This window comes from Kitasatospora sp. NPDC023176, assembly GCF_055560495.1.
The window spans coordinates 131,111-154,545 of record NZ_JBVHIP010000019.1 but is presented as its reverse complement, the minus strand read 5'-3'; the positions used below and the strand labels follow the sequence as shown (position 1 = coordinate 154,545).

Genomic DNA, 23,435 nt, shown 5'->3' with positions numbered 1-23,435 from the left:
GGCGGCGGCCGGCGGCGCCGGGCGGGGCGGGGCGCCGCCGGCCGGGGCAGGGCGGAGCGGAGCGGCTGCCGGAGCGGAGCGGCTGCCGGAGAGGGCGGGCCGGCTACCCGCGCGGGGCGGGCACGGTGTAGTCGCCGTGGATGTCGCAGGCCCACCACTGGGCGAGGGCGCGCATGCTCTCGCGGAGCACGGCCGAGGCCTGCCAGTGGAGTTCGGCCTCGATCAGCCCGGTCGCCATGGTCCAGCGGTCGACCGCCGGGTTCTGCACCCACTCCCAGGGCGTGCGGCGGGAGACGTCGGCGAGCAGCCCGGCGAGCTCCTGCTCGTCGAAGGCCGCGGAGGCGACGTTGAGCACCGGCTGCGCGGGCGGGGCGGCCAGGACGGCGCGCAGCGCGTCGGCGAGGTCGCGGTGGTCCAGCACCTGGTGACGGCCCAGCGGGTTGAGGGCGAGCGGGCGCCTGGTCCAGGCCAGGTTCACCCAGCGGACCAGCGGGCTGTCCGGCGACGCGTACGGGCCGACCGGGTCGGCGAGCCGCAGCACCTGGACGGGGACGCCGTGGTCGGCGCCCCAGGCGCAGGCGCGCTGCTCCTCCCGCCACCAGGCCAGGGCGACCGGGTCGGCGGGGGCGTCGGCCACGGCCTGCTCGGTGACGGTCCGTTCGCGGCTGCCCCGGTAGACGGCCGAGGAGCCGGCGTAGACCAGGCGCTCCACCCCGGCCTTGGCGGCGGCGGCCAGCACCTCGGCCAGCAGGCCGTCCTGCTCGGGGCGGCCCAGGTGCACCACGGACCGGACGCCGTCGAGGTCCCCGGCGCTCGGGTGGCCTGCCGGGGCGTCGGCGTCGTGCCCGGCGTCGGCGAGCAGCCGGGCCAGTTGCCGGGCGAAGGCCGGGTCGCCGCCGGTGACGGCCACTCGGGCGAGCGGCGCCGGGCGGGGGGTGCGGGCGGCCGGGTCGGCGCCGGCCCGGCGGCCGGCGGCGAGCGCGGTCAGCGCGAGGTCGCGCACCGCGGGGGCCATCGCGAGCAGTTCGGCGGCGGTGAACTCCTCGCACAGGCCGCCCGCGCCGAGGGTCTCCATGACGGCGGCGGCGACCCGCGGCTCCGGCTCGGGCGCGTCGGCGGTGACGGTGCCGAGGGCGAAGGCGGTCAGCCACACGGCCCGGCCGGCGCCGTCCGGGAGTGCGGCGGTGGCGTCCGGGCCGGCCTCCCGCAGCGCGGTCAGGCAGGCGTCCAGCAGTCCGGTGCGGGCGAGCTGCCGCTCGGTCTCCAGGTACTCCCACTCGGTGCCCCGGAGGACGGCGCAGCGGGCCTCGCCGTACTGGTAGAAGGGCACCACCGGGAAGCGCGGGCAGGGCCCGTCGGTGCTCGCGCGGCCGGCCCGGCCGGTGAACAGGGTGGCCTGGCGGAAGCCGTGGTAGGTGTTGCCGGCCAGGCTGGGCAGGTCGTCGTGCTGCACCGTGCTGGGGGTGCAGAAGCGCACCGGCATGCCGAGGGCGTTCAGGTAGCGCTGCACCACGACGTCGTAGGGCCAGCCGCCGCCGTGCTCCTGCTGGAAGGCCGCGTAGCCGCGGGCGGCCTCGGCGGGGAGCAGCAGCGCCTGGCAGGGCACGTGCTCCTGGAGGGTGTGGGCCCAGGGGGCGCCGGTGAGCGCGGCGAGCCGGGCGACGGCGCCGTTGCGGGCCTCCCAGCCCGCGTAGAGGGCGATCGCCTCGCCGGGGGCCGCGGCGGCGGCGCGTTCGGCGTGCTCGTAGAAGCCGTCGGCGAGCACCACGTCGTCCTGCAGCACCAGGTGGTGGGTGGCGTCGGGCGCCACGCAGGACCAGGACAGCGGTGCCACCCGGAGGGCGGTCGGGCGGCCGTCCGGCTCCGGGTCCATGACCACCCGGACGCGGCCCCGGGGGTCGGCCTCGGCGAGCCGCCGGGCCTCCTCCGCGCGCTTGGGGTGGCTCATCACCGCGCCGCTGAGCCGCACCTGGGCCGGTTCCTTGCTGACATCCATCGGTCTACCTCGCTGTGGGGGGTGGAGGATCGGTGCGGGCGGGTCAGCCGTCGGCGCGGTCGGCGCCGGCGTTGCGGACCTTGCGCTCGTTGACGTTCAGGCCGTGGTCGGCGCCGTGCTCGCGCTCCAGCCGGATCATCGCCGCGGGGCGGTAGTTGAGGATGTACGCCCGCCGGACCCGGTCGCTGGTGTTGCCGCGGGAGTAGTGCAGGGTGCTGCCGGAGTGCGCGACGCCCTGCCCGGCCGTCACCGGTACGGCGGTGGCCCCGGGCTCGTCCTCGGAGCAGTCGCACTCGATGTTCCTGCCGTCGCTGGTGGGGCGGTGCGGGCGCAGCGGCCGGGTGTGCGAGCCCCTGACGTACCACATGCAGCCGTTGTCGGGCCCGGCGTCGTCGAGGGCGACCCAGATCGAGACGGCCCGGGTGTCCGGCAGGTCGATCCAGTAGGCGGCGTCCTGGTGCCAGGGCGTCGGCACAGCGGTGCGCGGGGCCTTGTGGATCAGCATGTCGAAGTCGAGCGTCGCGTCCTCGCCGATCAGCTCCCGAGCCAGGGCCAACCCGCGTTCGTGCAGCGGCAGTTCGAGGATCGGCGGGTGGAGCGCGGAGGGCCACATGATCTGGGTGATGTTCTCCACGCCGGCTTCGGCGCCCTCGGCCCGGGGCACGTGCGAGCCGAGGTCGGAGCGTTTGTCGCCGCTCTCGATCTCGCCGGCGAGGAACCGGTCGTAGATCGCCCGGTACGCCTCGGTCTCGTCGGTTGACAGCAGGGTGCCGGCGAAGACGAAGCCGTCCTCCCGGAATGCGGTGGCCAGGTCGAGGGGTGCGCTGACGGTCATGGCTGAATCCTTTCCCGTGTACGGTCCGGGGCCGGGGGGAATTCCGTTGCGGCCGGCCGTGCGGACATGGCGGCGCACGGCGGGGTCTTTCCGCCGTCGCGTTCGTGATTCGGTGGCGGGTGATTCGGTGGCGGTCGGTGATTCGGTGGCGGTCGGCTGTTCACCGGTATTTCGCGTCGGCTCCCCGGCCGTGGTCATCACAGCGTCGGGAATTCGCCGCGGTCAACGTTCGTCGTCCACCGGGCCTCGAACTCCGGTCGGGGCGGGGTCAGCCGGCCTCGGCGATCCGCATCCGGTCGCGGTCCTCGGCGTCATGGCGGGCGGCGGCGTCCAGGACGGCCAGCACCCAGGCCGCCAGGTCGCAGTTGGCGCGGTCCGCGGCGTCCTCCCAGAGGCCGTGGCGGGCCTGGGTGACGGCGAGGCGGAGCTCGACGGAGAAGGGCCGGGTGCTCGCGCCCCGCGTGGTGGCGGCGCGGATCCGGCGGCGGAGTTCGTTGCGGGACCAGCCGCCCTGCTGGGCCCGGTCCAGCCACTCGTCCTGGACCTCCGGGTCCAGCGAGGCGACCTCGGCGTGGTGCTGCATGCTCAGGGCGGGCCGGCGGCGCCCGGGCGGGAACTTGCGGGCGATCCAGGCGTAGTTCCGCAGGGTCTGGTAATCCAGCGCGGTTTCGTCGATGGCCCGTCGATAGCGCTCCGGATAACGGTCCTGGCCGTAGACGAGCCAGTCGCCGAGCCACCAGGTGGCGGAATCCGCGGCGGCCCCGAGATCCTGCCCGATGCTCATCCACACGTCGATCGGGATTCTGGCCGGGAGGGAGAGCGAGGTTTGGTCCCGGGAGAGGACGAAACCCCTCCCGGCGCGCCTTCCCGGAATCCTCACACGGTCCGGTCGATCCACCCCTCGCATGCCGTCCTCCCCGTTGTCGCAGCAACAGTCGATCATTGTGAGGAAGGGAACGGCACCGCTTCAAGGTCTAGACCAGCCATAGGGCGGGCGGCGCCCGGGGGCGGGAGCGGCGCCGCCCGCCGTCCCGCCGGCGGGACATGGCCGTGTCAGAACCGGAGGACGGCCCTGGCGGCCCACCGGCCACCGTGGTCACAATCGCACCGCCCCGACCCTGCGCCGAAGGAGCCGATGTGACCACCACCCGGGAGAGCGTCTCGGAGCACGGCCTGACCGTGCGCGCCCAGCACCGGCACAACCCGTACCAGCACCTCTTCGACGACGCGGAGTTCGCCGCCCTGCTGCTCGGCCTCGGGCTGCGCCGGGCGGCCAGTGTCTGGCGCAACCACACCGCCGACGCCGGCGCCGCGCCGCGCGACCCGTACCCCCGGGCGAGCATGGGCTTCGTCCTGCTGGACCCGACGGCCGGGCCGTGGGTGCCCGAGGCGCGGTCGGTGATGGCGGTGATCACCGTCGGCGAGGACGCCCGGCGCTTCCTGCCCAGGGCGGCGGCCAAGGCCGCGGGCCACCGCCGGCTGGGACGCAACTACGGCGAGGCGGTCCTGACCGACCCCCATCTGTGCGGCAGCGGCGGGTTCCGTTACGGGCACTCGGCCGCGATCCGCGGCCAGATCGTCGGCGCCAGCTCGCAGTCGACCGACCAGGACCTCTTCGAGGCCGGCCGGCTGGCCGCCGAACTGGTGGACGCGCTCGCCGCCGCGCAGTTGGCGTGGGAGGAGCGCACCGGCCCCGGCGACTGGTACTCGGCCGACGACGAACCGGCCCCGGTCTACCGGGAGATGGTCGCGTTCGCCCTGGACCCGGCCGAGGGCGCGGCGGAGCGCTGACGCGTCGACGCGCGTGAACACCGGCCGATACGTCGGAGCGCGGACGCGTCGGCACGCGTGAACACCGGCCGATACGTCGGAACGCGGACGCGCCGACACGGGTGAACACCGGCCGGTGTGTCCGCGCATGCCGACGAAGCGGTTCGTCGCCGAACCGCTGACGTCAGGACGCCGGCGGAGCGGGGGCGGCCGGCCCCCGCTCCCCCGGCTCAGCCGAGCAGGTGGTCGACCAGGTGGGCCACCGCGTGGTCGTCGTTGCTCGGCAGCAGCCGGTCGGCGGCGCGCCGGACGGCCTCGGGGGCGTTGGCGGGGGCGGCGCCGAGGCCCGCGAGCCTGAGCATCCCGCAGTCGTTGAGGCCGTCGCCGACGGCGACCGCCTGGGTGGGGTCGAGCCCCAGGTCCGCCGCGATCCAGGCCAGTACACCGTGCTTGCCGGTGCCGCGCGGGCCGAGTTCGAGGAAGTGCGGCCCGGACGCGGTGACTTCGGCGTCGATGCCCACCAACCCCTGGACGGCGTCGACGAGTTCGGTGCCGAACGGCGCGAACGGACAGGCCAGCAGCTTCACCACCGGCCGGCCCGACTCCACGCCGCCGCGCCACTCGACCCCGTTCCAGTGCCGGGCCACCTCCTCCGGGAAGCCGGGCTGGACGACCGTCCCGTCCAGCAGGTCGAAGGCCAGCACCCAGTCCGGGTGGGCCTCCCCGAGGGCGGTGGCGATCCGGTGCGGCACCGCCGGGTCGAAGACCAGCTGCCGGCTGGGCCGCTGTTCGCCCGGCCGGAACACCAACGCCCCGTTGCCGTGCGCCCAGTAGGCCGAGGGCGGGATGCCCGCCCGGACCGCGGTCGGCACGTCGCGCGGGGGCCGGGCGGTGATCACCGCGACGGCGAGGCCGGCCGCCACCGCCCGGCCGAGCGCGTCCGACACCTCGTCGGGGAGCACCCCGGCGGAGTCCAGTAGCGTGCCGTCCAGGTCGCAGGCGAGCAGGCGGTATCCGTCGGCCATGGTCAGCCCTCCGGGGTTTCCGGACGGAACCGCAGGGTGAGCCGGGCCAGGCCCGCGCCGGTCACCACGGCCGCCACGTCGGCCGTGCCCGCGTGCCGGCGCACGGTCGGCTCCTTGCCGAGCGGCACCCAGAGCCACTGGGTGTCGACGACCGCGCGCCCGAGGACGTCATCGCCCTCCACCCGGGGGATCCGGTCGGAGAGCCGGGCGGGGATGTCGTGGACGTCGACCGAGCTGACCGCACCGGACGCGCCGAACCCGACCCACACCACCGTCCGGAAGGACATCAGGGCCGCGTCCGGCCCGTCCGCGCCGGGCAGCAGGTCGGCGGAGAACTCCCCGCTCCCCTCGTCCCATTCGGCCTCGGGCGTGCAGAGTCCGGCCGTGCCGGTGTGCGGTTCCACGGTTCCACTCCTGTCGGTCGCAGTTCGTGCACCTTCAGACGTGCTGGAGGCGGTCGAGCCCGACGACAGGTGGGGTGTCCAGCCTGCCGGGTCGGAGTTCGATCTCCCCTAGGACGGTGTCGCGCGGCGTGGACGCCGCCCAGGACACCACCTCGGCGACGGACTCCACGCTCATCTTGTACGCGGAGTGGTCGTCGTCGAAGTTCCGGATCGCTCCGGGGCTGAGCAGGGTGGTGCGCACCCCGTGCCGGCGCTCCTCCATCAGCAGCACCTCGGCCACCTGCTTGAGCGCGGCCTTGGTCGCGCAGTACGCGACGCCGCCCTCGAACGGCCGGGAGCCGGCGTGCGAGCCCATCAGCACGATGTGCCCCTGGGCGCGGCGCAGCAGCGGCAGCGCGGCCTGGACGAGCCGCACCGGCGCGGTGAGGTTGACCGCGACGGCCTCGTCCCAGTCCCGTGCGCTGACGTCGGCGACCGTGCCGAAGCCGCGGGTGACGGCGTTGACGACCAGCAGGTCCAGCCGCGGGGCGTCGGCGAGGACCCGCCCGGCGGCCAGGGCGACGGCGGCCGGGTCGCCGAAGTCGACGGTGACCGGGTCCTCGTGGTCGGCGCAGGGGGTGCGGTTGAGGCAGCGGACCTCGTACCCGTCGGCGATCAGCCGGCTGCGGACGGCCCGTCCGGTGCCCCGGTTGCTCCCCGTCACCAGGGCGATCGGCGGCGCCGCGGGATCACCCACCGGAGACCATCGAGATCAGTTCGGCCCAGCGGGCGAGGATGTCCTCACGGCCGGCGCCCTGCCGGAACATGTCCTTGTCGTAGGGCATGCCGTCGACGGTCTTGAGGCGCATGCAGTCCGGCGAGATCTCCGAGTTGACGACCAGTCCGTGCTTGTCGTCGGGCGCGATGACGAGGCAGAAGTCCCAGAGGTCGAGCGGCGCGAGCAGGTCGCGCAGGGCCGCGTTGCAGTCGAGCGCGACCTGCCGGTGGTGTTCGACGTCGACGCCGAGCAGCCGGAGGTAGTCCTCGCCGATCGGCTGGTCCTCCGGGTCGGTCCGGTAGTCGAACTTCACGACCGGGCGGTCGAGGACCTGCCCCTCCTCGAAGAGGCCGGGGTACTTGCGGATGGTCGAACCGGTGGCCCGGTTCTTGACGATGACCTCGAACGGCGGGGCCGGCCGGTAGTCGGCGAGGTAACTGGCCGGCCCCACGCGCTCGCGAAAGACGGTGTGGACACCGCGTTCGGCGAGTCGCGCCGAAACGTACTCGAAGAAGTCGAGACGCAACTCAGCTGTTCCGTCGATGAGTTCGTCGCGATCGAAGGTGAAACTCCGGAGCGAGGGAATCATCTCGATCAGGCAGAGGCCCTCGTCGACATGCCAGAGTTTCTTACTCCGCCCCTGGATGTCCGGAGTACGGGAAGTCACGGAAACCGCGTCTAAGGAGGCCACAGGTCGCTCTCTCAGGAGGTCGGGCACACAAGGGTGCCTAGGACTTAAATGATCAGCGGTGCGGCAAGTCTGGCACGGGCGTGACCGGAAAGAAAGAGCCTCCGGCAGGTTTAGAAGAGGCCATGTCATGATCGGGGGGCTGGACTCAGAAGTGCTCCAGCAACTCCGCGAAGCTGCCCAGCGCGAGCGTCGCTTCCTCGGGCCGGAACTCCTCGTGCTCCAGCACCCAGGTGTGCTCGTGCGGAATGTAGACGGCCTTCAGACCGGCCCGGAGTGCGGGCAGGATGTCGGACTTCGGCGAGTTGCCGATCATCCAGGTGCGCTCCGCGTCCAGGCCCAGCTCGGCGGTGAGTCGCCGGTACGTGTCCACGTTCTTCTCGGGCACGATGTGGATGCCGCGGAAGTGGTGGGCGATCCGGGAGGCGTCCACCTTCCGCTGCTGCTCCTCCAGGTTCCCCTTGGTGAGCAGCAGGAGTTCGTGGTTCCCGGAGAGGGCGACGAGGGTTTCGGCGACGCCCTCGATCAGCTCCACCTGACGGTTCGTCAGAGGGGTCAGGAGTTCCTCCACCCGGGCGTTCTCCACGTCCGTCGGGATTCGCCCGTTGAGGGTCTCCAGGCAGTCCCGCAGGCTCTGCCGGAACATCTCCGCGCCGTACCCGAGGGACACCGCGTTCTTCGCCTCGATCTCGTCCAGCAGGATCCTGGTGCGCGCGCGATCCTCCGGCGCGCAGACCCAGTTCAGAAAGCCGTCGATGACGCGCTCGAAGAGAACGTTGTTCTCCCACAGCGTGTCGTCGGCGTCGAAGACGAGCGTCTGGCCCTTGAGCATCGGTGATCCACCTCGGAGTACGTGTCGATGACGTGTGCCGACGACCGCTCCGGGGACCGTGCCGGGGACTGCGCCGAAGACCCGCCTCCCGCGGCGCGGACCTGAGCCGGCGGACGTGAGCCGACCGAGCGGACCCCGAACGGGCCCGGAAGCAGTCGTGCAGAATGGTCATCATGCCAGAGCAGCACCGGATTCGCGGGCGTCGGGCCGCGGAGATCGCCGCCGACGTCGAGCAGGCCGTCACCGCCGGTCACCTCGCCCCCGGCAGCCCCCTGCCCCCGCTCCGCCGGCTCGCCACCGAGCTGGGCGTGAACCCCAACACGGCGGCGGCGGCCTACCGGCTGCTGCGGGACCGCGGCGTCATCGAGACCGGCGGGCGGCGCGGCACCCGGGTGCTGCCCCGGCCCACCCACACCCCGCGCGACCAGCGGCACTTCGAAGTTCCGGACGGCGTCCGCGATCTGACGGACGGCAACCCCAGCGCGGGCCTGCTGCCGCCGCTCGCCGACGCCCTGGCCTTCGCGGCCGGCGAGCAGCTACGCGACCCGGTGCTGTACGGCCGCCCGGCGATGGACCCCGGCCTGCTGGCCATCGCCCGGCGGGAGTTCGCCGCCGACGGCCTGCCCGGCGGGTCCACCGCCGTCGCCTCGGGCGCCCTGGACGCGATCGAGCGGGTGCTGCAGACCCGGCTGCGACCGGGGGACCTGGTCGCCGTCGAGGACCCGGGCTGGGGCAGCCTGCACGACCTGCTCCCGGCGCTCGGACTGCGGATGACCGGCGTCGGGGTCGACGACGACGGCCCCTGCCCGCAGGACGTCGCCCAGGCGCTGGCAGCCGGCGCCGCCGCCCTGGTGATCACCTCCCGCGCCCAGAACCCCACCGGCGCGACGGTCGGCGCCGCCCGCGCCGCCGAGCTGCGCGCGGTGCTGGCGGACCATCCGGACGTGCTGCTGATCGAGGACGACTTCGGGCACGCCATCGCGGACACCCCGTACCACCCGGTCTGCGCGGCGCACGGGCGCCCGATCGTGCGGCACTGGACGGTGGTCCGCTCGGTCACCAAACTCCTCGGCCCCGACATGCGGTTGGCCGTGCTGACCGGCGACGCCGACACCGTGGACCGGCTGCGCGGCCGCCAGCGGCTGGGCACCGGCTGGGTCAGCCACGTGCTCCAGCGGGCCGCGGCCCGGCTGCTGGCCGACGCCTCGGTGGACCGCGCCCGGGTGGCCGCCCACTACACCGAGCGGCGCGGCGCGCTGATCCGCGCCCTGGCGGCGGAGGACGTCCCGGCGCTGGGGCGCAGCGGCTTCAACGTCTGGATCCCGGTGCGCGACGAGACCTCGGCCGTGGTGGCGCTGCTCCAGCGGGGCTGGGCGGTGGCCCCGGGCGCGCCGTTCCGGCTGCGCTCCGGGCCCGGGCTGCGGCTGACCGTCTCGGGCCTCGCCCTGGCGGAGATCCCGGCGCTGGCGGCCGAGGTGGCCGCCGCGCTCCGGGTCGATCCGGAGCGCGGGCGCCTGACCTGAGGACGGGTGAGGCGGGTGAGGCGTCCTTGACAGGGGGGATCGGTGCGAACGATCCTGGCGGGCGGATCTGGAGAGAAGTCGGCCGTTCCGCCTCTCCACCGACCGTTCCCACCGGCCCAGCCGACCGGACGCCCGGCACCACGCACCGGCCGCGCTCGGGCAGGTCGCTCCACGCCCCCACCCAGCACGGACCGAGGAGTCCGAAGGCCGTGACGTCGATATTCGAGCGCCTGCACGACCACACCCTGGCCGACCTGGGCGCGCTCGACGCGCCCTACGACACCGGCCACCTCTCCCGGACCGCCGCGCTGGCGGGCCGGATCGCCGAGGAGTCGGGGCTCGCCGCGGGCACCGCCCACTGCGCCGCCTACCTGTACCACCGCTTCCGGCTGCCCGGCGCACGGGACGCCCCGGACGGCGCCCAGGACACCGCACGCGACTTCCTGACCCGCTCCGGGGTGCCCGGAGAACTGCACCGGGACCTGCTCACGGTCGTCGGCCCGGGCTCCCGGGCCGCCGAAACCCCGTACGGCGCGGCCGTGCTGGACGCCGAGCGGATCGACGCGATGGGCGCCGCCGGGCTCCAGCGGGCACTGACCGGGGAGGGCCCGCCCTGGCACCCGGACGACCCGGACCCGGCCGCGGGCCGCCCCCGGCCGGCCCCGCCGGAGCTGTACGAGGCGCTGCTCCGGGCCGAGCGCGAGCTGCTGACCGCGCCGGCCCGCCGGCTGGCCGCCGACCGGATGGACCTGGTGCACCGGCTGGCCGCCGACTACCGGACGGAGGCCGGGCTGGGCCGCCTCCCGGGCGGGGCCGGCCCCGGCCCGGCGGCCGTGCCCCGGGTGGACTGGGACCCGAAGTCGGGCTTCCTCCAGGCCGTGTTCGACGCCCCGGCGACCGGCCCGCTGGTACGGATCGGCTACCGCGGCGAGGTCTGGCTGACCTTCGACGAGCGCGACCGGCTGCTCGGTGTCGACCTGCGCGACGCCCCGCCCGCCCTGCTCGCGCTGCTCCCGCCCGGCCACCAGCACCGCTACTTCTGGCACAGCACGGCCCGCGGCGACGGCGTGGCGTGCTGGGCGGACCGCTCCACCGGACAGGCCTGGGTCACCGCCGCGCCCGGCCTGGCCCACCACCGCTCCACCGCCGTCACGGACATCGAGGTGGGGGTACGCACGGACCGTCCGGCGGTGCTCCGTCTTCATGTCCCGGCCAATCCCTGAATCGGCGGGTACACGCGCGTAGATCCCCCTAAGGTGGTGCTCATGAGCTTCCTCGTCTTACTCCGATCCCCTTCCGTCACCCGCCTGTTGCTGGGCAGTTGGGTCGGGCGGCTGCCCTCCGCCATGACCGCGCTGACCATCCCGCTGGCGCTGCGCGAGGCCGGGTCGGGGTACGGCTTCGTCGGCGCCGCGGCCGGCTCGTACGCAATCTCAGCGGCGGTCGGCTCACCGCTGCTCGGCCGCCTCGTCGACCGCTGGGGGCAGACCCGCGTCCTGGTGCCGACCGCGCTGCTCGCCGCCGTGGGCTTCCTCGCCATCGCGCTGGCACCGCACCAGCCCGCCGCCGTGCTGGTCGGCGCCGTGCTCGCCGGCTCGATGACGCCCCCGCTGGAGCCCTGCCTGCGGGTGCTCTGGCCCGCGATCACCCCCGCCGAGAAGCTCGAATCGGCGTACGCGCTGGACTCCAGCGCCCAGGAACTCGTCTTCGTGGCGGGCCCCTTGGTGGTCACCGGCAGCGTCGCCCTCTGGTCGCCGACGGCCGCGCTGTGCGTCCAGGCGCTGCTCGGGCTGTTCGGGGTCGCGGTGGTGGCCAGCGCCAAGCCGTCCCGGGAGTGGCGGGCCGAGGCCCGCTCGACCGACTGGCTGGGCCCGCTGCGCAGCGGCCGGCTGGTCACCCTGCTCAGCGCGCTGATCGGGGTGGGCTTCGCGATCGGCACCCTGAACGTCCTGGTGGTCTCGTACGCGGAGCGCTGGCACGTGCCCGGCGGCGCGCCCTCGCTGCTGGCCCTGAACGCCTTCGGGTCGCTGGCCGGCGTGCTGGTGTACGGCTCGCGCCGCTGGCCGGGCACCCTCGCCAACCGCGGGGTGCTGTTCGCGGGCGGCCTGGTGGTCGGGTACGGACTGCTGGTGCTGGTGCCGCCGCCGGGCTACATGGCCGTACTGATGCTGCTCACCGGCGCGTTCCTGGCCCCGATGCTGACCGTCACCTTCGTGCTGGTGGGCGAGCTGGCGCCGCCGGGCACCACCACCGAGGCCTTCGCCTGGCTGGTGACGCTGTTCGCGGCCGGCACCTCGCTGGGCTCGGCGGCCGTCGGCAACGTGCTGGCGCACACCAACGAGCACTGGGCGGCGCTGTGCGGCACCGCGGGCGCCCTGGTCACCCTGACCATCCTGGCCCTCGGCCGCAAGGGCTTCGCCACCGGCCCGGCCACCGCCCCGGCCCCGGCCACCGCGGACGCGGCGCAGCGCTGAACGACCGGCACGACGACCGGCACGACGGCAACGACGGTGGGCCTCCGGAACCCTGGTTCCGGAGGCCCACCGTCGTTGTGCGGCACCGTCGTTGCGGGCAGGCGCCTCAGCGCGGCGGCACGGCCATCCCGAGGTGGTCGCGCAGCATCCGCCCGCCGTACTCCTTGCGGAACAGCCCGCGCCGCTGGAGCACCGGCACCACCAGCTCGGTGAACGCCGTGACGGACCCGGGCACGTACGCCGGGTAGATGTTGAAGCCGTCGGCGGCGCCCTCCTCGAACCACTCCTGGATCATGTCGGCCACCTCCTCCGGGTTGCCGACCACCGTGTACGAGAGCTGCGCGGGGGTGGCGTGCACGAGGTCCCCGTAGGTGATCCGGTTCGGCCCGTCCACGGTGCGCCTGGTCAGCCGGGTGATCTCGGCGAGCCGCCGGGCGCCCTCCTCGGAGACCGCGGCCAGGGTGCTCACCGGGACGGCGGCGGCCAGGTCGTTGCCGCGCACGTCCACCCCGAACACCTCGGAGGCGGAGGTGAGGTTGCGGCGGTGGCCCTCGCCGATGCCGCCCGCGCGCACGATGTCGCCGATCTCCTGCTCCGGGTCCAGCACCAGCAGCGCGTTGAGCCGGTCGTGCAGGGCGACCGCCTCCTCGGTGGTGGGCGCGACGATCGGGGTCAGGCCGGGCAGCACCGCGACGTGGTCGGCGCGGCCGTACCGGGCGGCCCGGGCCTTGATGTCGGCGTAGTACTCCCGGCGCTTGGCCAGCGTCGGCTGCGGGCCGGCGAACACGATGTCCGCGTCGCGGGCGCCGAGTTCGCGGGAGCGGTCCGAGGTGCCGGCGTTGAACACCACCACGTGGCCCTGCGGCGGCCGGGCGACGTCCAGCGGGCCGTCCACCGAGAAGTACTCGCCCCGGTGGTCGATCCGGCGGGCCCCGGTGCCGTCCGGCTCCGGGGCGGAGTCCCACAGCTCGCGGACCACCCGGAGGGTCTCCTCGGCCCAGTCGTAGCGCCGGGAGGTGTCCCAGTGGGCGTCCCGGCCGAAGTTGTGGGCCGCCGCCGGGTCCGCGCCGGTGACCAGGTTCCAGGCCGCGCGGCCGTCGCTGAGGTGGTCCAGCGAGGCCAGCAGCCGGGCGATGGCGTACGGGTCGGAGTACGTCGGGTTGGCGGTGACCACCACGCCGATGTGGGTGGTGGCGGCGGCGATCGCCATGGCCGTGCTGTAGGGCTCCAGCCGGGAGATCTGCGCCGGGTTGCTGTGCTGCAATGCCGGGTCGCTGGCCAGCCGGTCGCCGAGGAAGACGAAGTCGAGCTTGGCCCGCTCGGCGCTGCGGCTGACCTCCTGGATGAGGCGGATGTCGTAGGCGGCGTCGGCGGCCGCGTCGGGGTGGCGCCACCCGGCGGAGTGGGTGCCGGTCGCCCAGAACATCAGCCCGAGGTGGAGTTCTCGCTCGGACACGTCGTCAGCTCCTCTCCGCGCCGGCGGCGGTGAGCCGGGCGACGATCCGGTTTTCGGGCCGGGCCAGCCCCAGCTGCTCGCGCAGGGTGCCGGCCCCGGAGGCGCCCGAGTAGCGCCCGGCCGCCCGCAGTTCGGGCAGCACCAGGTCGGTGAACGCCGCGACGCTCCCGGCCAGCGGGAGCCGCAGCACGAAGCCGTCCAGCGGCGTGCGGTCGGCCCAGGCGGCGAGTTGCCCGGCGACCTCGGCCGGGTCGCCGACCAGCACCGCGTGCCCGTCGTCGGAGCGCGGGGCGCCCGCCTCCGCGTGCAGTGCGCGGGCCCGCTCCGCCGTCTCGGCGACGAACGGGGTGACTGTCCCGAGCAGCGGCCGGTCCGCGGCCACCGCCCGGTCGGGCGCCCCCGCGACCAGCACGTCCGCCTCGGCGGCGAGCAGCGGCTCGCCGGCCGGGGCCAGCAGCACCGGGTGGCCCTGCGGCGGGCGGACCAGGTTGAGCGGCCCGCGCACCCGCAGCACCGGGCCGGCGTGGTCGAGCACGTGGACGCGGTCCGGGTCGATGAACCGCCCGGTGTCCTTCTCGTGCACGAAGGCGCCGTCCTCCCAGGTGTCCCAGAGGTCGCGCAGCAGCGGCGGGAACTCCGCGGCCCGGGCCTCCCGGCCGTCCGCTGGGTCGACGCCGTCCCGGCGGTGGTTGGCGTCCGCCTCCGGGTCGGGGCCGGTCACCACCCGCCAGCCGGCCCGGCCGCCGCTGATGTGGTCCAGCGAGGCGACCATCCGGGCCAGGTTGTACGGCTCGCAGTAGGCCGGCGCGGCGTCCATCACCAGGCCGATCCGCCGGGTGCACACCGCGAGCATCGACGCGGCGACGATCGCGGCCGGCGGGGCGGGGCGGCCGGGCCGGGCGGCCGGGCGGTCGCCGAGGAGCAGGGCGTGCACCCCGGCCTCCTCGGCCCGCCCGGCCGCCGCGACGATCCCGGCGGCGGGCCCGGCGAGCAGGTCCTCGGGCAGCTGGTAGACCAGCACCGGTCCGGTCACGACCGGCCCCCGCTCGCCTCGAACAGCTCCGCCACCGAGGCGTCGTACGCGCTGCTGATCCGGAACGCCTTGCCGGCCAGCGCCAGCCGGCGCTCCACCGGGACGGCGTCCGGCCGGCCGTCGCCCTGCTCCAGCAGCTTCAGCACCTCGTCGTAGTCGTCCGGGTCGCTGAGCGGGATGACGTGCTCGAAGTTCTTCGCCGCCCCGCGCAGCATCGCGGGCCCGCCGACGTCGACCTTCTCCCGGAAGCCGGCCGGCTCCAGGCCCGGCTGCGGCTCGGGCAGCAGGTAGTAGTTGTTGCAGACCAGGTCGATCCGGGGGATCCCGTACTCCGCCATCTCCCGCAGGTCGGACTCGGTCTCCCGGGCCAGGATGCCGCCCATCACGGAGACGGTCAGGGTCTTGACCCGGCCGCCCAGCAGGGTCGGGACGCCGGCCAGGTCGGCGATGTTCTCGACCCGGTGGCCCGCGTCGCGCAGCAGCCGGTAGGTGCCCTCCGTGGCCGCGACCCTCCAGCCGAGGCGGAGCAGTCCGGCGGCCAGCGGCTCGATGTTCCGCTTGTCGCTCACCGCGAGTACGGCCAGCATGTCAGCGATCCTCCTTGAGTGGTCGTCCTTGAGTGGTCGTCTACTTGATCTCGATCAGCGCGTCGCGGTGGGAGCCGACCGACACGTGGCGCACCGGCACCCCCAGCAGCTCCTGGATCGCCTCGACGTACTGCCGGGCGCCGGACGGGAGTTGCTCGTAGCTGCGGACGCCGGAGATGTCCTCGTCCCAGCCGGGCAGGGTCTCGTACACCGGGGTGCTGGCCTCGAGTTCGGCCGGCCGGGGGCTGAACTCCCGTACCGTGCGGCCGTCCCGCTCGTAGGCCACGCACAGGTCCAGCTCGCCGGTGCCGCTGAGCTGGTCCAGGTTGGTGACGGCGACCTCGTCGGCGCCCTGGACGCGCACGCCGTAGCGGGTCGCCACCGCGTCGAAGGCGCCCAGCCTGCGCGGCCGGTTGGTGGTGGAGCCGTACTCGCCCCACTGGCGGCGCAGCCGGTCGGCGCGCTCCTCGTCGAACTCCGTCACGAACGGCCCGGCGCCGACGCACGAGGAGAAGGCCTTCGTCACGCCGACCGTGCGGTCCACCCGCGCCCACGGGACGCCGATGCCCACCGGCGCGTGGCCGGCCAGGCAGGTCGACGAGGTGGTGTACGGGTAGATGCCGTAGTACAGGTCCTTGAGGGCGCCGAGCTGGCCCTCGGCGATGACGGTGGCGCCGTCGTCCAGGGCCTTGCCGAGCAGGTCGGTGGCGTCGACGACGTGCGGCTCCAGCCGCTCGGCGACGTCCGCGGCCCAGCGGGTGACCTCGTCGAGGGAGAGCGGCGCCCGCCCGTAGACCCGCACCAGCCGCTCGTTCGCCCAGTCCAGGACGGCCGCCAGCCGGGCGGGCAGGTTCTCCCGGTCGAAGAGCTCCCGCACCAGCAGGGTCTTCTTCATCACCCGGTCGCCGTAGGCCGGCGAGATGCCGCGCCGGGTCGAGCCGTACCGGCCGTCCGAGAGCCGCTCCTCCTCGGCGCCGTCGAGGTCGCGATGGAACGGGAAGCAGACCGAGGCGGCGTCCGCCACCAGCAGCCGGTCGGCCGTCACGCCCTCGGCCCGGATCGCCTCGAACTCGCCCAGGAAGCCCTCGACGTCGACGGTCATGCCGGGGCCCAGCACGCCGGTCACGGTGGGGCGCAGCACGCTGCTGGGCAGGCTGTGCAGCTTGAACTTGCCCCGGTCCGTGTGGATGGTGTGACCGGCGTTGCTGCCGCCGTGGTAGCGAACCGTGTAGTCGGCCTCGGCAGAGAGGTTGTCGACCATTCTTCCCTTGCCCTCGTCACCCCAGTTGAGGCCCACGATTGCCTTCAGCACGACGAAACTCCCTCAGCTCGGCGTCGGTACGGTGGTCAGGCCAGCAGGGCGCGGCGGCGCTCGGCCGCCTGGCCCCAGACGTCCGGGTTGAGGACGGCCGGCGGCTGCTTGCCCTCCAGCGCGAGCAGCAGCTGGGTGGCGGCGGAGAGGGCCAGGGCCCGCTTGGTCTCCACGGTGAAGTCGGCGATGTGCGCGCTGAGCACGAGGTTCTCGATGTCCAGCAGCTCGCTGTCGGCGGGCAGCGGCTCGTCCTCGTAGACGTCCAGGGCCGCGCCGCCGAGGTGGCCGCTGCGCAGTGCCCGGGCCAGCGCCGCGCCGTCGACGACCCGGCCGCGCGAGGTGTTCATGAAGTACGCGCCGGGCTTCATCTGCGCGAACGTCTTGTCGTTGAACATCTGCTCGGTCTCGTCGTTGAGCTCCGGGTGGCAGGTGACGAAGTCGGCGCGGGAGAGCAGCTCCTCCAGCGTCTCGACCTTCTCGGCGCCGACCTCGGCCATCTTCTCGGCGGAGACGTAGGGGTCGTAGGCGAGGACGCGCATCAGGAAGCCGCCGTGCGCCCGGCGGGCCATCCAGCCGCCGACGTTGCCGAGGCCGACGATGCCGAGCACCTTGCCGGTCAGCTCGACCCGGTGGGCGGTCAGGCGGGCGTCCCAGGCCTTCTCGATGCCGTCCCGGCTGATCGCGGTGAGGCCGCGGGTGACCATCAGCAGCAGGCCGAGGGCGTGCTCCGAGACCGGCTTGCCGCCGAGGCCGGGGTTGTTGGCGACGACGACGCCGGCCGCGCTGGCCGCGTCCAGGTCGATGTTGTCCACGCCGCGGCCGCTGGAGAGGACGGCGACCAGGTTCGGGGCGGCGGCGATCAGCTCGGCGTCGATCCGGGCGGGGTAGCGGGCCACGATGCCGTGCGCCCCGGCGACGGCGGCGAGGATCGCCGGCCGGTCCTGGTCGTCCACCCGGCGGACGTCGGCGTGCTGCTCCAGCAGTTCCTCGGCTTCGGGCGCGTACATCGAGCCGATCAGGACCACGGTGGGTCGCATGGCGGGGTCTCCTCAGGCAGGGGGGTGGAAGGGTGGTGGTGCCGCGTCACGCGGCCATGGCGGCGGCGAGCAGGTGCTCCAGCGGCTTGAGTTCGCCGCCGCGGCTGGCGGCCAGGAACCGCCGGGTCAGCTCGGTGCGCTCGGTGGGCGCGGGGGTGAAGCGGGAGCGGTCGGCGGCGAGGCGGTCGCAGGCCCGGCCGTACAGCTTGCGGCTGTAGGCCTCGCTGATGCCGAGTGCGGCGGCGATCTCCCGGTGGCTGTAGTCGAAGGCGCGGCGCAGCAGCAGTACGGCGCGTTCGGCCGGGCTGAGGCGTTCCAGCAGCCAGGTCATCCGGCCGCGCAACGCGTCCTCGTCACCGACCAGTTCGTGTGGTTCGCCGACGCTCGGCAGGGCCTCCTCGGGCACCAGGGCGCCGACGTAGGAGACCTTCCGGGCGTGCGCGGACTTCAGGTGGTCCGCGCACAGCCGGCTGACCACGGTGGCCAGGAACGCGGCATGGTTCTCGATGTTCGTCGCGGCGGACCAGCGCAGCCACGCCTCGGAGACGATGTCCTCGGCCTCGGCGACGGATCCGAGCCGCCGGTAGGCGAGCGCCAGCAGCCGGGGGCGCTGGCTCTCGAACCGCTCGTCGTGCTGCTCGTCGGGTGCTTGTTCTCGCTCTTGGACGGGGCGGGACAACGGTGCTGCCTCCCAGGGCTGTTCCGGTGCGGGGCCGCGGTCGCGGCCCCGCACCGGACGCAGGCTCGTGTCAGCGGCCCTCGGCCAGGACCTGGCCCAGGCTCTTGGCGAAGGCCACGGAGTACTCGGCGATCTCCTCCTCGCCCATCGGGGTGGAGACGCAGCCCAGGCCGCTGTCGCCGAGGTGGATGCCGTTGTCCAGCAGCTTCCAGTACAGGGCCTTCATCGCGGTCGCCGCGCTGTCGTACCCGGCGGGGGCGCTGTTGGCGACCACCCGGAACAGCGAGCCGAGGCCGTTGACCTCCCAGTCCAGGCCGGCCTCGGTGAGGGCGGCGCGCATCCCGACGCGGGCCTGCTCGCCGAGCTGGCCGATCCGCTCGTGCGCCTCCGGGGTGAGCAGGCGCAGCGCGGCGATGCCGGAGCTCATGCTGACCGGGTTGGCGTTGTACGAGCCCGAGTGCGGCAGGGCGGGCTTGCCCTTGCTGGGGTCGAAGACGCTCATGAAGCGGCGGCGGCCGGCCACGGCGCCGATCGGCATGCCGGCGGCGATGACCTTGCCCAGGACGGTGATGTCGGCCTCGGCGCCGAGCAGCTGCATGGCGCCGTGGTAGCCGACCCGGTAGGAGCCGACCTCGTCGGAGATCAGCACCGCCCCGCTGGCGTCACAGAACTCGCGCAGCGCGTCCAGCCACTCCTTGCTGGCGGGCAGCAGGCCGATCCGCCACGGCACCGGGTCGATCAGCACGCAGGCCAGCTCGTCGGCGTGCTGGCGCAGCACCTCCAGCGAGCCCTCCGGGTCGTTGAACGGGATGACCACGGTGTTGCCGACGACGCCCTGGGGGTTGCCGGTGACGGCGTGGCTGATCAGGTTGCCCGAGCCGTCGTTGTTGACCGCGACGGCGTCGTAGGCGCCGTGGTAGGCGCCGGCGATCTTGGCGATCTTCGGGCGCTCGGTGAAGGCGCGGGCGGCCTGGACGGCCATCATCACGGCCTCGGTGCCGGAGCTGGTGAAGCGGACGTGCTCGAAGGTCTCGTTGCGGGCCGACAGCGCCTCGGCGTACTCGACCTCCACCGGGGTGGGCATGCCGAAGCTGGTGCCGTGGCCGACCGCCGCCGCGATGGCCTCGACCATCTCGGGGTGGGCGTGGCCGTGGATCAGCGTGGTGCTGTTGTTCAGGAAGTCGATCCGCTCGACACCGTCGACGTCGGTGACCCGGGCGCCGCTGCCGGAGCGGACGTAGACGGGGTAGGGCGAGCTGTAGACGGCGGTGCGGCTGTTGCCGCCGGGCATGACCTCGACCGCGCGGGTGTACAGGGCGGCGGACTTCTCGGTGTTCACGGGCAACCCTTCGGGACGGGCCTGGACGGCCTTCGGAATCGGCGGGGAACAATCGGGCGGGGCACAGGTGCGCTCGGCGCGGCGTGTGGCGGATCGCCGGCCGGCGCGCCGGGCCGGATGCGAGGGGTCAGGTGGGCGACGGGCGGGCCAGTGCGCGGGGCCGGGTCAGTGCGCGGGGCCGGTCGGCGAGTCCGCGGTGAAGTACGGCCCGGCCAGGGCGACGGCGGTGCCGGGCGCGACCCAGCGCACGGGGGGGTCCCCGGCCGCGGGGGCGCTCTCCCCCAGCTGGCCGGCGAGGCGGGCGGCCAGCTCCGGCAGCAGCGGCGCGGCCGCCACCGCCAGGGCCCGGACGGCCGTCAGTTCCAGGGCCATGCAGGTCCGCGCGGTGGCCGAGACCGGCTGCACCAGGAGGACGTCCTCGCAGACCTCGGTGAACCGGCGGGCCTCGGCCACGAACTCGCGCAGTTCGCGGGCGGCGGTGCGGGCGGAGAATCGTTCCGGCTCCAGGGCGTTCGCCAGCCGGGCGGCGAAGGCGCGGATCCGGCCGTAGAACTGCTCGGCCTCACCGTTCCAGCTGCCCGCCTCCGGCGCCACGCCGTCGAAGTGCTTGCGCAGCCGGCCGTCGACCGAGGCCAGCCAGCCCTCCCACTCGCCGAGCAGCTCGGTACGGACGAACTCCCGGTAGTCCGCGACGACGAAGTCCCGGCGCCGGATGTCCGGGCTGGTGGCGGCCAGGTAGAGCCGCAGCTGGTCGCCGGTCTCCGGGCGGAAGGCGTCCCGGCCCCAGATCGCGTGCTTGCGCCCGGTGGAGAACTTCTGCCCGTCGAGCAGGTAGAACTCGTTGCACACCATGGTGTCAGCGAGCGCCAGCTTGTCGGTGAAGGCCCCGAGGACGGCGGGGAAGACCACCGCGCGCAGGAAGGCGTTGTCGAAGCCGAAGAACAGCACCGTGCGCGGTGCCTCGGCCTCGGCGTACTCCTCCCAGCCGGACAGGCCCTGCTGACCGGCCAGGTCGTCGATCGCGGTGAGGAAGCGCGCGGCCAGTTCGAAGGCCGAGTACATCCGCTGGCCGTCGGTGGCGCCGGACGGGTCGGCGGGCAGCAGGATGCCGTCCGTGGCGACGGTGCTCACCGGCAGGTCGGGCAGCGGGGCGGCCAGCACCCGGTCCACGTAGGACCGCAGCCGGGCGCTCATCGAGACCGACCGCAGGTAGCCGGTCAGCCGGGCCCGCAGCGGCTCCAGCGGCATGTAGTAGCGGGTCAGTTCGCGCTGCTCGGCCGGCGTCCCGCAGGAGCGGCAGCTCGGGTCCAGCAGCTCGTCGTCGGCGAAGGGCAGCGCGCAGGCCTCGCACTCGATGCCCGCGGTGTCCCGCGAGCCGCAGTGCGGACAGGCCCCCGCGACGAACGCCTCGAACAGGTAGGTCCCGCACGGGGCACAGTAGTTGGCCTGAACGGTCTTGGCCACCACCGTCCCGTCGGCGCGCAGCCGCTCGAACACCTCCAGGGCCACCTGCGGGTAGCGCGGGGAGGACGGCCGGACGAAGACGTCCCACTCGACCCGGGCGGCGGCCAGCGCCTCCTGGATCGCGTCGGTGTTGCGCTCGGCCAGCTCGTAGAACGTCAGCCCCTGCTCCTGGGCGGCGGCCGCGACCTGGCTCTGGTGCCCGACCGTGCCCAGCAGCAGCCGCACCGGGGTGCCCCGCGCGATCAGGCCGCGGCGCAGCAGGTCGGCATTGAGGAACGGGCCGGCCAGGTGGCCCAGGTGGAGCTCGCCGTTGGGCGTCGGGAAGGAGGGCAGCAGTAGGACGGGACGCCCGGCCTGCGCGGTGCGGGCGGCGCGCCGCTCGTGCTCGGCGTCCAGCGCGGCCAGGTCCTCCCACCAGAAGGTGAGGAAGGACAGCGGCCGGTCCTCGGCCGGGTTGTGCAGGGTGTGCACGCCCAGCGGCGGGATGCGCAGCGCGTCGCCCGCCGTCACCGGCACGGTCTCGCCGTCCGCGGTGACCTCGCCGCTGCCGTCGAGGATCACCCAGACCTCGATGTCGTGGTGGTTGTGCGGGGCCGTGGTCTCGCCGGGCCGCAGGGTCACCCTGCGGACGTTGACGGGGAGTTCGGGGTTCTGCGCCCAGGCCGGCTGGACGCTGCGGACGAAGTCCGGCAGCCCCATCTCATTGACGGTGCGTGGAACGGTCACGATGTCCATCGTGTGGTGGGGGTGGACTCGCCCCCGGCTCCTCTCCCGGAGTCGTTGGTGCTCGGTCGGTGCCCGGTGTCGGCTCGGTGGCCGGTGCTGCTCGGTGGCCGGTGCTGCTCAGTGGCCGGTGCTGCTCAGTGGCCGGTGTCGCTCAGTGGCCGGTGTTGAGGGCGAGTTCGGTGAGTGCGTCGCCCGCCTCCTGCGGAGCGGCGGACGGCCAGTCCAGCGCCGTGCTCACCGATCCGGTGTCGTAGCGCGGGCGGCCGAGCAGGCTGTTGGTGATCACCGCGCTGCGCCAGGCGAGCAGGCTGAGGTTGGGGTCCGCGACCCCGTACTCCCGCCGCGCGGCGTTCTGGACGAAGATGCGGTTCTCCGCCGGGCCGTCCCACTGGAGGCTGAAGTCCGGCCCCACCACCGGCAGGCCGTCGCTGATCGCGAGCCGGTCCTTGAGGCCGAGCAGCAGGTCGGGCATGGCGTGCTCGTAGCCGGTGGCGCAGATGACGATGTCCACCGTCTCCCGCACCGGCGCCCCGCCGCGGGCCGGACGCCAGCTGATCACCAGACCGTCGGCGGTCTCCTCCAGGTCCTCCAGGGTGTGGTCGAGCAGGATGCGGCAGCTGCGGCCACGCCCCTCCAGGAGGTCCAGGTCGTAGAGCCGGCGGTAGAGGTCCTCCAGCAGCGGGATGGAGATGCCGTCGCTGGTGAGGCGCAGCCGCTGGACGATCTCCTCGCGCTGATCCTCCGGCAGGCCGTAGAAGTGGTGGCTGTAGTCGGGCAGGTAGAGCTCGTCGACGAACGGGCTGTCGTCCAGCGGGAGCAGGTTGGTCCGCCGGGTGCCCCAGAGGATCTGCTCGGGGCGGCGGTCCTCGCCGGCCAGCAGGTAGTTGACGACCTCGGCGCCGCTCTGCCCGCCGCCGACCACGGCGACCCGCTTGCCGGCGAAGTCGCGCGGCCGGCGGAGCAGTTGGTCGGTGTGGAAGACCCGCTCCGGGTCGTGGCCGCGCAGGCTGTGCGGCAGGCGCGGCGACAGGCCGGTGCCCACCACCAGGTTGCGGGCCTGGAGCAGGCCGTCGCTGGTGTGGACGACGAAGGCGCCGCCGTCCCACTCGACGTTCTCGGCCCGCACGCCGAAGCGCAGGTTGTCCAGGCCGGCCACCGCCCACTGGCAGTACTGCTCGAACTCCCGGCGCGGCACCTTGGACCGGCCGGTCACCAGCAGGCGGTAGAGCCGCTTGGTGTCCACCTGGAAGGCCAGGAAGGAGAACGGATTGGTCGGGTCGACCGGGGTGACCAGGTCCTTCAGGAAGTGGACCTGCATCTGGGCGTCCGGCAGCATCAGGCCGGGGTGCCACTCGAATCGTTCCTTGTGGTCGACGAAGACGGTCGACAGGCCCGGTTCCCCCGACGTCAGTGCCGCGAGACTCAGATTCGAGGGACCTATGCCGACACCCACCAGATCGAAAGTCTCCGGCATCTCACTCATGCTGTCTCTCCCGTT

The 23,435-nt window shown here is 74.1% G+C and carries 21 protein-coding genes; 4 read left to right on the top strand and 17 right to left on the bottom strand.

Annotated elements, in window-relative coordinates:
* Positions 1–103: 103 nt before the first annotated feature.
* From ACZ3YL_RS24815 to ACZ3YL_RS24805, 3 genes are all read right to left on the bottom strand, one after another.
* Positions 104–1,996 carry an NAD-dependent epimerase/dehydratase family protein gene (locus ACZ3YL_RS24815; protein ID WP_465659886.1) on the bottom strand — a complete coding sequence of 631 codons (1,893 nt, stop codon included), beginning with the start codon at positions 1,994–1,996 and terminating at the stop codon, positions 104–106.
* Between the two features lie 43 nt (positions 1,997–2,039).
* Positions 2,040–2,831, bottom strand: a complete 792-nt coding sequence (locus ACZ3YL_RS24810) for a phytanoyl-CoA dioxygenase family protein (RefSeq protein ID WP_188306119.1) — start codon at positions 2,829–2,831, stop codon at positions 2,040–2,042.
* 268 nt (positions 2,832–3,099) lie between these two features.
* On the bottom strand, positions 3,100–3,711 hold the full coding sequence (locus tag ACZ3YL_RS24805) for an LmbU family transcriptional regulator (RefSeq protein WP_465659885.1): 612 nt from the start codon (positions 3,709–3,711) through the stop codon (positions 3,100–3,102).
* 257 nt (positions 3,712–3,968) lie between these two features.
* On the opposite strand from ACZ3YL_RS24805, the gene ACZ3YL_RS24800 reads away from it, so the two are divergent.
* Positions 3,969–4,622 carry a hypothetical protein gene (locus ACZ3YL_RS24800; protein ID WP_465659884.1) on the top strand — a complete coding sequence of 218 codons (654 nt, stop codon included), beginning with the start codon at positions 3,969–3,971 and terminating at the stop codon, positions 4,620–4,622.
* Between the two features lie 209 nt (positions 4,623–4,831).
* Here the strand turns inward: ACZ3YL_RS24800 and ACZ3YL_RS24795 are convergent, their stop codons facing one another.
* The 5 genes from ACZ3YL_RS24795 to ACZ3YL_RS24775 form a co-directional block, all read right to left on the bottom strand.
* Positions 4,832–5,626, bottom strand: coding sequence for an HAD family hydrolase (locus ACZ3YL_RS24795; RefSeq protein ID WP_188306122.1), 795 nt, complete (start codon positions 5,624–5,626; stop codon positions 4,832–4,834).
* Between the two features lie 2 nt (positions 5,627–5,628).
* Positions 5,629–6,030: a hypothetical protein gene (locus ACZ3YL_RS24790; RefSeq protein ID WP_188306123.1), complete on the bottom strand. Its 402-nt coding sequence runs from the start codon at positions 6,028–6,030 to the stop codon at positions 5,629–5,631.
* A gap of 34 nt (positions 6,031–6,064) precedes the next feature.
* Entirely contained in the window at positions 6,065–6,766 is a 702-nt protein-coding gene (locus ACZ3YL_RS24785; RefSeq protein ID WP_317621173.1) for an SDR family oxidoreductase, read from the bottom strand.
* Positions 6,759–7,454, bottom strand: coding sequence for a phosphoribosylaminoimidazolesuccinocarboxamide synthase (locus tag ACZ3YL_RS24780; RefSeq protein ID WP_465659883.1), 696 nt, complete (start codon positions 7,452–7,454; stop codon positions 6,759–6,761). Before ACZ3YL_RS24780 ends, ACZ3YL_RS24785 begins: the two co-directional genes overlap by 8 nt.
* Positions 7,455–7,623: 169 nt before the next feature.
* Positions 7,624–8,307: an HAD family hydrolase gene (locus tag ACZ3YL_RS24775; RefSeq protein ID WP_465659882.1), complete on the bottom strand. Its 684-nt coding sequence runs from the start codon at positions 8,305–8,307 to the stop codon at positions 7,624–7,626.
* 173 nt (positions 8,308–8,480) lie between these two features.
* Here ACZ3YL_RS24775 and ACZ3YL_RS24770 point away from each other — a divergent pair, with 173 nt between their 5' ends.
* From ACZ3YL_RS24770 to ACZ3YL_RS24760, 3 genes are all read left to right on the top strand, one after another.
* Positions 8,481–9,830 carry an aminotransferase class I/II-fold pyridoxal phosphate-dependent enzyme gene (locus ACZ3YL_RS24770; RefSeq protein WP_188306126.1) on the top strand — a complete coding sequence of 450 codons (1,350 nt, stop codon included), beginning with the start codon at positions 8,481–8,483 and terminating at the stop codon, positions 9,828–9,830.
* A gap of 209 nt (positions 9,831–10,039) precedes the next feature.
* Entirely contained in the window at positions 10,040–11,053 is a 1,014-nt protein-coding gene (locus ACZ3YL_RS24765; RefSeq protein WP_465659881.1) for an HD domain-containing protein, read from the top strand.
* A 42-nt stretch (positions 11,054–11,095) separates the two neighbouring features.
* The gene (locus tag ACZ3YL_RS24760; protein WP_188307733.1) at positions 11,096–12,304 is read left to right on the top strand and encodes an MFS transporter; all 1,209 of its coding nucleotides are present in this window, start codon (positions 11,096–11,098) and stop codon (positions 12,302–12,304) included.
* A gap of 106 nt (positions 12,305–12,410) precedes the next feature.
* Here the strand turns inward: ACZ3YL_RS24760 and ACZ3YL_RS24755 are convergent, their stop codons facing one another.
* From ACZ3YL_RS24755 to ACZ3YL_RS24715, 9 genes are all read right to left on the bottom strand, one after another.
* A complete protein-coding gene (locus ACZ3YL_RS24755; RefSeq protein WP_188307734.1) occupies positions 12,411–13,760 on the bottom strand; it encodes an NtaA/DmoA family FMN-dependent monooxygenase in 1,350 nt (449 codons plus the stop codon).
* 4 nt (positions 13,761–13,764) lie between these two features.
* Positions 13,765–14,793, bottom strand: a complete 1,029-nt coding sequence (locus ACZ3YL_RS24750) for an LLM class flavin-dependent oxidoreductase (RefSeq protein ID WP_465659880.1) — start codon at positions 14,791–14,793, stop codon at positions 13,765–13,767.
* Complete coding sequence (locus ACZ3YL_RS24745; protein WP_188307287.1) at positions 14,790–15,380, bottom strand: phosphoribosylaminoimidazolecarboxamide formyltransferase; 591 nt, start codon at positions 15,378–15,380, stop codon at positions 14,790–14,792. The genes ACZ3YL_RS24750 and ACZ3YL_RS24745 overlap by 4 nt, the downstream gene beginning before the upstream one ends.
* A gap of 40 nt (positions 15,381–15,420) precedes the next feature.
* Positions 15,421–16,692, bottom strand: a complete 1,272-nt coding sequence (locus ACZ3YL_RS24740) for an adenylosuccinate synthase (RefSeq protein ID WP_188307288.1) — start codon at positions 16,690–16,692, stop codon at positions 15,421–15,423.
* A gap of 35 nt (positions 16,693–16,727) precedes the next feature.
* Positions 16,728–17,729, bottom strand: coding sequence for an NAD(P)-dependent oxidoreductase (locus ACZ3YL_RS24735; protein ID WP_188307289.1), 1,002 nt, complete (start codon positions 17,727–17,729; stop codon positions 16,728–16,730).
* 46 nt (positions 17,730–17,775) lie between these two features.
* Positions 17,776–18,408 (bottom strand): sigma-70 family RNA polymerase sigma factor, encoded by a 633-nt coding sequence (locus ACZ3YL_RS24730; protein ID WP_188307290.1) that lies wholly within the window; start codon positions 18,406–18,408, stop codon positions 17,776–17,778.
* A gap of 70 nt (positions 18,409–18,478) precedes the next feature.
* Positions 18,479–19,747 carry an aspartate aminotransferase family protein gene (locus ACZ3YL_RS24725; RefSeq protein ID WP_465659879.1) on the bottom strand — a complete coding sequence of 423 codons (1,269 nt, stop codon included), beginning with the start codon at positions 19,745–19,747 and terminating at the stop codon, positions 18,479–18,481.
* Between the two features lie 165 nt (positions 19,748–19,912).
* Complete coding sequence (locus ACZ3YL_RS24720) at positions 19,913–21,937, bottom strand: class I tRNA ligase family protein (RefSeq protein ID WP_465659878.1); 2,025 nt, start codon at positions 21,935–21,937, stop codon at positions 19,913–19,915.
* 151 nt (positions 21,938–22,088) lie between these two features.
* Positions 22,089–23,420: a lysine N(6)-hydroxylase/L-ornithine N(5)-oxygenase family protein gene (locus ACZ3YL_RS24715; protein ID WP_188307627.1), complete on the bottom strand. Its 1,332-nt coding sequence runs from the start codon at positions 23,418–23,420 to the stop codon at positions 22,089–22,091.
* Between the last annotated feature and the right edge of the window lie 15 nt (positions 23,421–23,435).